The following is an 8,943-nucleotide window of genomic DNA, read 5'->3' as shown; positions in this document are numbered from 1 at the left end:
TAGGATAGGCATCAACTTAGTCCTTTGGTTGTGGCTTGTTGTGTTTGGCGACTAATGAGATCGCACAAACTGGCCTGAGTTCCCTCCCTCCGGTGAGCTACTATTCGGAACAGCTATTTAGCTGCATCTACACTGTCTTTATCTTTTAGCCATGAGATATCCAGCGAGTCACCTTTGGTCTCGGCGATCCAATAACGGCTAAAACAGCGCCAGCTGGAATGTGCGAGTCGGTCATCGATCCCCTGGTTTTCTTCCTCGGCATCTTTATCGACCTCGATCTCCTGTGCGCTGAAGCTAAATTCACCTTCGATGCGTTTGCTAGTGCCGTCAGGCTTATCACCAAACACTTTCTCAAAGGCACCCAGGTGTGGGTCTGTGCCCAACTCTTCTGGCGTAAAGCCAATATCAGAATTGCCAAAGGGGGTTCGCTTGCCAAAGCTTGGCATATTGGTACGTAGATCGTAGACCCAGACATTCTGAGTGCAGCTTTCTTCCTGATATTTGTCTTTGGCTGATCCCTTGGTAAAAAACAGAACGTTGGTTTTTACGCCCTGAGCGTAAAAGATACCGGTGGGCAACCGCAAAATAGTATGCAGGTTGCACTTGTTCATCAGGTCGCGGCGTACCTCGGTGCCGACACCGGCTTCAAATAACACGTTGTCAGGCAATACTACGGCAGCACGGCCACCGGGTTTGAGCCCCAAATAAATATGCTGTAAAAAAGCGAGTTGCTTGTTCGCATTCGGGAATGGAATATCGTTACGCAAAGGACGTTGCCCCCCAGCTTTATTACCAAAAGGAGGGTTAGCTATGATTACATCTGCTTCTGCCAATTCAGCCACGTCATCAGTCAGTGCATCACCATAAATAATATTTGCATCTAATTCATGTAGAAATGTATTCATTAAGCAAATTCGGCGAGTATTTTTCTCTATTTCCACCCCTTGACATTTAGGAGGATTAGCTTTGTATTTTTCTCGTGGATATTTGTTTCTAATATAATTATCAGCAGAAACCAAGAAGCCACCGCTTCCGGTTGCAGGGTCTTGAATTAATTCGCCAAGGTTGGGCTGTATTAATCTCAATATAGTGTTAACTAAAGAGCGTGGAGTGAAGTACTGACCTGCACCTGAACGAGTATCTTGAGCACTCTTGTCAATTAAACCGCTGTATAATTCTCCAAATCCATCTTTTCCTACTTGGTGCCACTCTATTTTTGAAATACCATTTATGACAGCTTTTAAGTTTTCGGAATGAGAGAAAACTGTTGTAGGAAATGCATAAATTGCCCTTACAACTTCATTTTCAACATAAGCACCTAAGTGAGTAAGCATTTCCTGATAAAAACCTAATAGTCCATCTTCTGTATGAGATTCCAGATCAATCCAGCGATAGCCTTTGGGTATCAGTTTTTCTGAGCCATTTTCCTGGGCAATTTTAAGAAATAGTAGATAGCTTAATTCAGATACATACTGGTAATAAGTGATCCCATCACCACGAAGTATGTTACAAAGCCCCCATATCTTTTGAATGATGTTATCTTGCTTCATTAACAACTCCAGTAGTCTATTAATATTAAATTTATAGTCTAACTTCTTTTACATCAAGAACCTTCATGCATTGCATAAAAAATACGAAGCTAAATGTTCCTCGATTAATCTTGTTAGCCAAACCTTTGTAACTCTCATTAACACCAATAATTGCTAAGCGCTGGCATAATTCGGCATAGCCAACACCAGCACGTCGCAACTCAGCCTTGAGCAAATTTGAAGCTCGGATATTCAACGTACCCTTATCCATTGGCATTATATAATGTGCAACCATGGTCTATGGTATGCCACAAAAAAGTTGATTTATCAACTTAAATGTGCAAAAGTCCACATATGTGTGGACTTTTGCTGGCGATCATCATGATCGAGAGAGTATAGGCCGTTAAATTAATGGTAGCCTCAAATAAATTAATGTGGTGTTACTCTGCCATTTATAATGGATTACCAATGAACAATAAATATATTAAACTTGGCTGTAGTATTTATTTTAAGTATTATGATTTTGAGAACATTTGCAGTGATATCGAGGTGTTAATATGGAAGAAATAGTCAAGTCCCCTAAAGGCTGTAATATGACTGAACTGGAACTTTTTCAGAGTTTCGTTGTGGAAGGAGGAGAAGTTTCATCGGTTGGATTAAGCGACAGGATCCTACGCGCTGAAAAACTTTGTTTTATCAACGACGGTGATTGCGTGGCTGTGGGGGCGATCAAAAATCCTAGTATTGGATACAAAACCCGCATTTTTGAAAAAGCGAAAGTCTCGGGTCCTAGCAACTATCCATATGAACTTGGTTGGTTGTTCGTTTCGACTTCTGCGAGGAGAAAAGGATACGGCAGAGCTGCAATGGAAGCACTTATGACATCGTTATCTGGTAAGGCGTGCTATGCAACTACCCGAGAAGACAATAACGATATGCATCGATTACTTGTTCGATGCGGTTTTTCAAGGTGCGGACAGCCGTATAAAAGCAACAATGGAGATTATGATCTGGTTCTTTACACGAAATCATAACTAAGGGTTATGTAACAAGTTTGGTTATTAGTATCCCACTTTATTACTCTATCCTTTCTCGCTATCGGCGCTGGATTTGCAACTTGGTATCCTACTTTATTTTTATGTAACTGTTTTTTTATGCAGAAGGATACGGTATGTAGAGTGATTGGGTATCCAACTATATTACACGCATACAAAAGAGCCGCAATGCGGCTCTTTTTGTTTGTCTGGCGGGGTGGTCGTTATGACAACCGCAGGTTGGTGATGGTCACGTCGTCCAGCGAGGGCACTATGATGCCGCTGGAGATACTCTTGGCGATCGCCTGGTTGCGATTCTTCGAGTCAGTCTTGTTCGTGACCTGATTGAGGTGGAAGTTGACTGTGCGTTCGCTGATGCCGAGTATGGTGGCGATCTCCCAGGAGGTCTTGCCCTCACTGGCCCAGAACAGGCACTCCTTCTCCCGATCTGACAGCTCGGTCAGGTGCTTCATCAAATCCGGTCTGCTTTTTATCAGTTGCAACGCCGAATTGAAGATGTAGCTGGCACAGAACGACAACAAGGGAACGTTTTCAAACATCAGATCGGAATTGGATTTTTCCTTGCTGATGAAAGAGAGGATGCCGTGTTCCCCCTGCGGCGTATGCAGCGGGAAGGAGACGCCGTTTCTCACTCCGAAATCGGCGGCCAGATTCATGACTTCCCGGCTGGCGCTGGGTAGCCAGGGTGAGTCGCAGTCGAGCTTGTTCCAAAAGATGGGCTGGGTCTGCTTCAGGCCCAGGAACACCACTGGATCCTGGGTCAGGTAGTGCCGTTCGCTGTAGGCTTCGAACCAGCTGGTGGGGCAGTTGTTGAACAGTGCCACATGGGATTTCTGCATGCTGATGGGGAAAATAATCAGCAGACGGAAGTAATCAAAGCCCATTTGATGACTGAAGCGCTCCAGTTGCTGCTGGATCTCGCTGGTCTTCTTGGCTTTGGTGAATCGATCGATGTGTTCCCAGATCGCATCGTTAAACATGTACATCTCCTTTTTCGATCCCTATCACATTGATCGAAAAGATATTTTTTATTTATTGATTTGGTGTTGTGACTACCAACGCCAGTGACTCCCGTGCTTGCTTAAAAATTATCCTGTTTTTTCCACCGAAGGCCAAGAAAATCATCTGATTGCCACTGACCCCACTCTTTGAGACAATGAGAATAGTTATCATTGTTAAGATTTATATCATGAACAAGTTTTGGGGTTTGGCCTTGTTGCCATTGTCAGTCCACTTCGCTGCCAGCGCCGATGATCTGGTCGCGCCTGCACTGAAGAACAGCATCGCCGCCGGGAAAGTCTCCCAGCAGCGTGTGGAAAAAGCCGCCGATGCGGCCGTTGCCGCCAGACTGGAGCTGCAAAATGCGCAGCTGCAACTGCGTGATCTGGAAGCCTACAACCGCTACATGCAGTCTTTGGTGGCCGATCAGCAGAATGAGCTGGGCAAGTTGAGCCAGCAGCTGGAGGCGGTGCAAGAGACCCGACAGGGCCTGATCCCGCTGATGCTGCAGATGCAAGCCGATCTGGAACAGCTTGTGCAAGAGGATCTGCCGCTGCGCAAAGAAGATCGCCTGGCACGGGTTGAACAGCTGAAAGCGACGCTGGCCAGAGCCGATGTGAGCGAAGCGGAGAAATTCCGTCAGCTGCTGCAGGCCTATCAGATCGAAGCCGAATACGGCAGCCGGATGGACAGTTATTCCGCCGAGCTGGCGCTGGATGGTGCGCAGCGCCGGGTCGACGTGCTGGCGCTGGGCCGTGTCTCCCTGCTGGCCATGACAGCCGATCGCAGTCAGGCATGGCGTTGGTCTGCGGAAGCAAAGCAGTGGCAAGCCCTCGACAGTCAGTGGCTCTCCCCCATCGCCGATGCACTGGAGATGGCCACCGACAAGAAAGTCCCGCAATTGCTCCATGTGCCCCTGTCGGTCAGCCGTACCCAGGAGGCTCAGTCATGAAATGGTTCCCCCTCGTTATCGCCCTCTCCCTGGGTGCCAATGCTGCCATCGCCGATGAGGCCTGGCAGCAGCAGGAGCAGGCTCGCGAACAGCAGGCCCAGCAGGATCTGGCGACCGTCTCCAAAGAGCTCAACAGTGCCCGCGCCAAACTGGCCGAGGCGCAGCGTCTGAGCAAGGAGCTGGCCAGCCAGTTCGCCAGCAATGAAAAGCAGCTGGTCGAGCTCAATGGCCAGTGGGAGCAGGCCTCCGGTGACATGAATGACATTTTTGCCGTGACCCGTCAGGGCGCCAGCGATGCGGTCAAGCTGCTGGCCGAATCTGCGGTAGAAGGTCAATATCCCGATCGCCTCGCCCCGTTGAAAGCCATGGCGCAGGAGAAGCAGGTACCGGATCGCGCCGCCCTCGTCCTGTTGCCTGCGACTCTGCTGCAAGAGATCCGCGAGTCTGGCCGGATTGCCCAGTTCGACGGCAAGGTGCTCGATGCCCAGGGCGCTGCCAGCGAGCAGCCGCTGACCCGGGTTGGCAGCTTTGCCCTGTTTGGTGGTGACGGTTTCCTGCAGCCCACTGCCGAGGGGTTGAGCCCTGTACTGGGTCTGCCAGGTGGTGTGCTCTCCGAGGTCGCGGCCTATCAGGGTCAGGAGGGAGAAACTCTGCCGCTGGATCCTTCCCACGGCACCCTGCTGGAGATGCTGGCACAGGCGCCTACTTTCTGGCAGCAAGTTCAACAGGGTGGCCAGGTTGGCGCCATCATAGTGCTGCTGGCCGCCATCGGTCTGGGGATCGCCGCAGTGCGGTTGTGGAGCCTCTCCCGCGAGCTGATTCTGGTGCGTCGCCAGCTCAAGAGCGGCGAATATCACGCCGACAATGCCCTCGGTAGGGTGCTGACGGTCGCGGAGCAGCATCCCGAGCTGAGCATGGAAACCCTCGAGCTGAGGCTGGATGAGGCCATCCTGCAGGAGACGCCCCGCATGGAGCGTGGCATCGGCATGGTCAAGGTGATCGCGGCCATCGCCCCCATGCTGGGTCTGCTCGGTACTGTGACCGGCATGATCGGCACCTTCCAGGCCATCACCCAGTTTGGTACCGGCGATCCCAAGATCATGGCGGGCGGCATCTCAATGGCGCTGATCACCACGGTTCAGGGTCTGGTGGCTGCCATTCCGCTGATCCTGGCTCACAGCCTGCTGCAGTCCCGCTTCACCGAGCTTTCCAATGTGCTGGAGCAGCAAGTCGCCGGCATCCTGGCCGAGCGCGCCGAGAGCAATAACAACGGGATGGAGCGGGCAGCATGATGCTCGACATCTGGCAACAGTTGCAGAGCTTCATGGGGCGTGGCGGCCCCGTGCTCTGGGTCATTCTGGCCCTGCTGGTGCTGATGTGGATTCTGATGATCGAGCGGCTGCTCTACCTCAATCTGGGCTTTGGTCCCTTGCAGCAACAGCTGCTTGGCCGCTGGCAGGCGCGCAGTGAGCGCCACAGCTGGCATGCCAGGGCCATTCGTGGTCGCTGGCTGGCCCAGGCCGAGCTTGAGCTCAACCGTCATCTGATCTTCATCCGCACCCTGGTGGTGCTCTGCCCCATGCTGGGCCTGCTCGGTACAGTGACCGGCATGATAGGCGTATTCGATGCGTTGGCCGCGGCCAACCGCTTTAACCCGGAGAGCATGGCGGGCGGTATTTCTCGCGCCACCATCCCCACCATGGCAGGCATGGTGGTGGCCCTCTCCGGCGTCTTGTTACTCAGCCGACTCGAGAGCCAGGCCAAGCGTGCGCTGGCCAAGACCCGGGACGGCCTGCGAGAAGAGAAGGTAATGCAATGAGACGGCAATCCAAACGTCAGCGTGACGAAGTGCAGATCGACATGACTCCCATGCTGGATATCGTGTTCATCATGCTGATCTTCTTTATTGTCACCACCTCCTTTGTGCGTGAAGCCGGGCTTGAGGTGCATCGGCCCCAGGCCAGTCAGGCCAAGGCGCAGAAATCCTCCAGCATCATGCTGGCGATAGGTGCCCAGGGTCAGATCTTCCTCGACCGCAAGCAGATAGACGTGGAGCGGGTACAGGCCAGTATTGCCCGCCTGTTGGCGGAACAGCCCGATGCCAGCCTGGTGATCCAGGCCGACGAGCGGGTACCGCACGGCAAGGTAGTACGGGTGATGGATGAGGCCAAGGCGGCGGGCATTGCCAATATTGCCGTGGCGGTGGCACCGAAATGAAATACAAGTTGATGAGTCTGGGACTGGGGATTGCCCTCAGTCTGGGGATCCTGCTGTTCATGGCTACTCTGGTTGAGCCTCCCAAGGGGGAGAAGGTGGCGAGTGAGCAAAAATCCATCGTCATCAACATGCAGAATGAAGTGACAGAGGTGCAGGTGCGTGAGCGCCCGGTGCCGCAAGAGCCGGAACCCCTGCCGGAACCTCCCGCCGCACTGGCGTCGACTCCCATGCCGTTGCCGGCTGCAGCGCCGCTGCCTTCGGTGCAACCTAGCCTGGATCTGGTCTCCAGCCTCAGTGCTGTGCAGGTCTATGCCCCCGGTGTGGCGACCAGCACGGCTCCCGTACTGAGCGGTAACTTTCATGGTCAGCAGCAAGGCGCCGGTGTCGGCGCCGGCGATATGTTGATGCCGCTGCAACGGATCGAACCTGTTTACCCCTATCGCGCCCAGCAGGCGGGGATCGAAGGCGCCGTGACCCTGCGCTTCAGCGTCGATGCTGAAGGGCGAGTACAGGATGTGGAAGTGATCGAGGCCAAGCCCAAGCGTCAGTTCGAGCGGGCGGCCATTCAGGCGATCAACAAGTGGCGCTATCAACCAAGACCGGGTGCTGCCGACAAGCTGGTGCAAGTCATCACGCTCAAATTCAAACTGGAGTCATAACTATGTTGCGGATCTGGATCTGTCTGCTGGCCTTGGTCAGCCAAGCCTGTCTGGCCATGGAGGTCAGCCCTCACTTCTCCCGCCAGCTTGAACCCGTGATGAAGCTCTATCAGTCCGGCCAGTGGCAACAGGCTCAGAGCAAGGCGTCTGTACTCAAGCCAAACACCGATGCCGAGCGCGCCTGGCTGGCCCAGTTGCAGGCTTCGCTGGCCGCCAATTTGCAGCAAACCGCCCAGGCAAGCCGCTATGTGGAGCAGGCGCTCACCTATAAAGAGTGGCCCGAGCAACAACAACTCCAGCTGCTGCGCCTGCGTGGCGATATCCAGGCCCAGCAATCCAACTGGTCTGGCGCCATCGCCAGCTACAAGGCTGCACTGGCGATCAAACCCGACGATGCCTTGCGCCTTCGTCTTGCCGGCCTCTATTACCACAACAAACAGTATGGCGAGGCCGCCAGTCAGAGCGAACAACTGTTGAAAAAGGGCTGGCAGAAGCAGGCTGCCATCATTCGCCTCTCTGCCCTTACTGCCTTGCAGCGCTACGGGGTGGCAGCCGATCAGGCCGCCGAGCTGATCCGCCACGAGCCGAAAGAGAGCAAATGGTGGCAACAGGCGGTTTCGCTCAACCTCTCAGCCAAGCGTGGTGATCAAGCGCTGGCTCTGTTGCAGACAGCCATCGATAGAAAATTGATGGACGATGCCGCCGCCCGCAATCAGTTGATCCGTCTTTATGCCTGGCAGGGGCTGCCTTATCGTGGTGCTCGTCTGCTGGAAGCGGCCATGTCCAAGGGACAGATGAAGCAAAGTGCCGAAAACCAGCAGTTGCTGGCCCAGTTGTGGGAGGGCGCTCGTGAATGGCCAAAAGCGGTTGATAGCTGGCAGTTGCTCGCCAAACAGCATGCTCAGCCCAAAGCGGCCATGCGTGCAGCCGAACTGCTGCTTCAACAAGGCAAGACGGAAGCCGCTATGACCCAGCTGGCTGCCATCAAGTCAGTGAAAGGCGAACAGGGTAATAGAGCCAAGGCGTTGCTGGTGCAGGCATACCTTAATAAGGAGCAATATACCCAGGCGCTGAAACTGGCCCGTGAACTGCAACAGCAGGATAACTGGCAACAGCGGGCAACCAGCTGGGTCAACTATATTCAGGCCCAAAGCGAAGAGTTGAGCAAAAAATCGGCGTAAATAGAGGCTTATATCTTGGTTTCAGGGGGTTCAGCCTGCTTTTTAAGCAAACGAACGCATTTTTGCAAAAAGCCCTTGTCATCCCGGCGCGGCTCCCTATAATGCGCCCCTACCAGCACGGCGGAACACGCCAACCTGATGAGCCAGCTTCCTTGCGAAGCCGGCGCCGAAAGAAAAGCGAAAACAACCGCTTGACTTTCGAAGTGAGGAGCGTAATATGCGCATCCTCAACGCGACAAGCGTGGCGCTCTTTAACAATTTGAATCAAGCAATCTGTGTGGGCACTCACAGCATCGAACATCAAACAATTTTGTTGATTTTCAATGTCTGATGAAGTGACCAAGACGATTT

General features: G+C 53.2%; 11 protein-coding genes. 7 read left to right on the top strand and 4 right to left on the bottom strand.

Features of this window, described 5'->3' with window-relative positions:
• Positions 1–113 precede the first annotated feature (113 nt).
• Both AXW79_RS14100 and AXW79_RS24160 read right to left on the bottom strand, forming a co-directional pair.
• A complete protein-coding gene (locus AXW79_RS14100) occupies positions 114–1,550 on the bottom strand; it encodes a class I SAM-dependent DNA methyltransferase (protein ID WP_005321856.1) in 1,437 nt (478 codons plus the stop codon).
• A 31-nt stretch (positions 1,551–1,581) separates the two neighbouring features.
• A complete protein-coding gene (locus AXW79_RS24160) occupies positions 1,582–1,800 on the bottom strand; it encodes a DUF6471 domain-containing protein (RefSeq protein WP_073531812.1) in 219 nt (72 codons plus the stop codon).
• Positions 1,801–2,086: 286 nt separating this feature from the next.
• Here AXW79_RS24160 and AXW79_RS22310 point away from each other — a divergent pair, with 286 nt between their 5' ends.
• Entirely contained in the window at positions 2,087–2,563 is a 477-nt protein-coding gene (locus tag AXW79_RS22310; RefSeq protein WP_005321859.1) for a GNAT family N-acetyltransferase, read from the top strand.
• A 224-nt stretch (positions 2,564–2,787) separates the two neighbouring features.
• Here AXW79_RS22310 and AXW79_RS14095 read toward each other — a convergent pair whose 3' ends face one another.
• Positions 2,788–3,564 carry a helix-turn-helix transcriptional regulator gene (locus AXW79_RS14095; protein ID WP_005321862.1) on the bottom strand — a complete coding sequence of 259 codons (777 nt, stop codon included), beginning with the start codon at positions 3,562–3,564 and terminating at the stop codon, positions 2,788–2,790.
• A gap of 209 nt (positions 3,565–3,773) precedes the next feature.
• Here AXW79_RS14095 and AXW79_RS14090 point away from each other — a divergent pair, with 209 nt between their 5' ends.
• Genes AXW79_RS14090 through AXW79_RS14065 form a run of 6 tightly spaced genes read left to right on the top strand, consistent with a single transcriptional unit; the run spans position 3,774 to position 8,592 of the window.
• Positions 3,774–4,535 (top strand): DUF3450 domain-containing protein, encoded by a 762-nt coding sequence (locus tag AXW79_RS14090; protein ID WP_005321866.1) that lies wholly within the window; start codon positions 3,774–3,776, stop codon positions 4,533–4,535.
• Positions 4,532–5,827 carry a MotA/TolQ/ExbB proton channel family protein gene (locus AXW79_RS14085; RefSeq protein WP_005321868.1) on the top strand — a complete coding sequence of 432 codons (1,296 nt, stop codon included), beginning with the start codon at positions 4,532–4,534 and terminating at the stop codon, positions 5,825–5,827. Before AXW79_RS14090 ends, AXW79_RS14085 begins: the two co-directional genes overlap by 4 nt.
• Positions 5,824–6,354 (top strand): MotA/TolQ/ExbB proton channel family protein, encoded by a 531-nt coding sequence (locus AXW79_RS14080; RefSeq protein ID WP_005321870.1) that lies wholly within the window; start codon positions 5,824–5,826, stop codon positions 6,352–6,354. The genes AXW79_RS14085 and AXW79_RS14080 overlap by 4 nt, the downstream gene beginning before the upstream one ends.
• Positions 6,351–6,752, top strand: coding sequence for an ExbD/TolR family protein (locus AXW79_RS14075; RefSeq protein ID WP_005321875.1), 402 nt, complete (start codon positions 6,351–6,353; stop codon positions 6,750–6,752). The genes AXW79_RS14080 and AXW79_RS14075 overlap by 4 nt, the downstream gene beginning before the upstream one ends.
• Complete coding sequence (locus AXW79_RS14070) at positions 6,749–7,411, top strand: energy transducer TonB (RefSeq protein ID WP_005321877.1); 663 nt, start codon at positions 6,749–6,751, stop codon at positions 7,409–7,411. Before AXW79_RS14075 ends, AXW79_RS14070 begins: the two co-directional genes overlap by 4 nt.
• A 2-nt stretch (positions 7,412–7,413) precedes the next feature.
• On the top strand, positions 7,414–8,592 hold the full coding sequence (locus tag AXW79_RS14065; protein WP_005321879.1) for a tetratricopeptide repeat protein: 1,179 nt from the start codon (positions 7,414–7,416) through the stop codon (positions 8,590–8,592).
• Between the two features lie 109 nt (positions 8,593–8,701).
• On the opposite strand, the gene AXW79_RS23450 is transcribed toward AXW79_RS14065, so the two are convergent.
• The coding region (locus AXW79_RS23450) for a hypothetical protein (protein ID WP_211271112.1) at positions 8,702–8,943 on the bottom strand (242 nt) is incomplete at its 5' end.

This window comes from Aeromonas salmonicida subsp. salmonicida (assembly GCF_001643305.1).
Classification (GTDB): domain Bacteria; phylum Pseudomonadota; class Gammaproteobacteria; order Enterobacterales; family Aeromonadaceae; genus Aeromonas; species Aeromonas salmonicida.
This window is presented reverse-complemented; position numbering and strand designations above follow the sequence as displayed.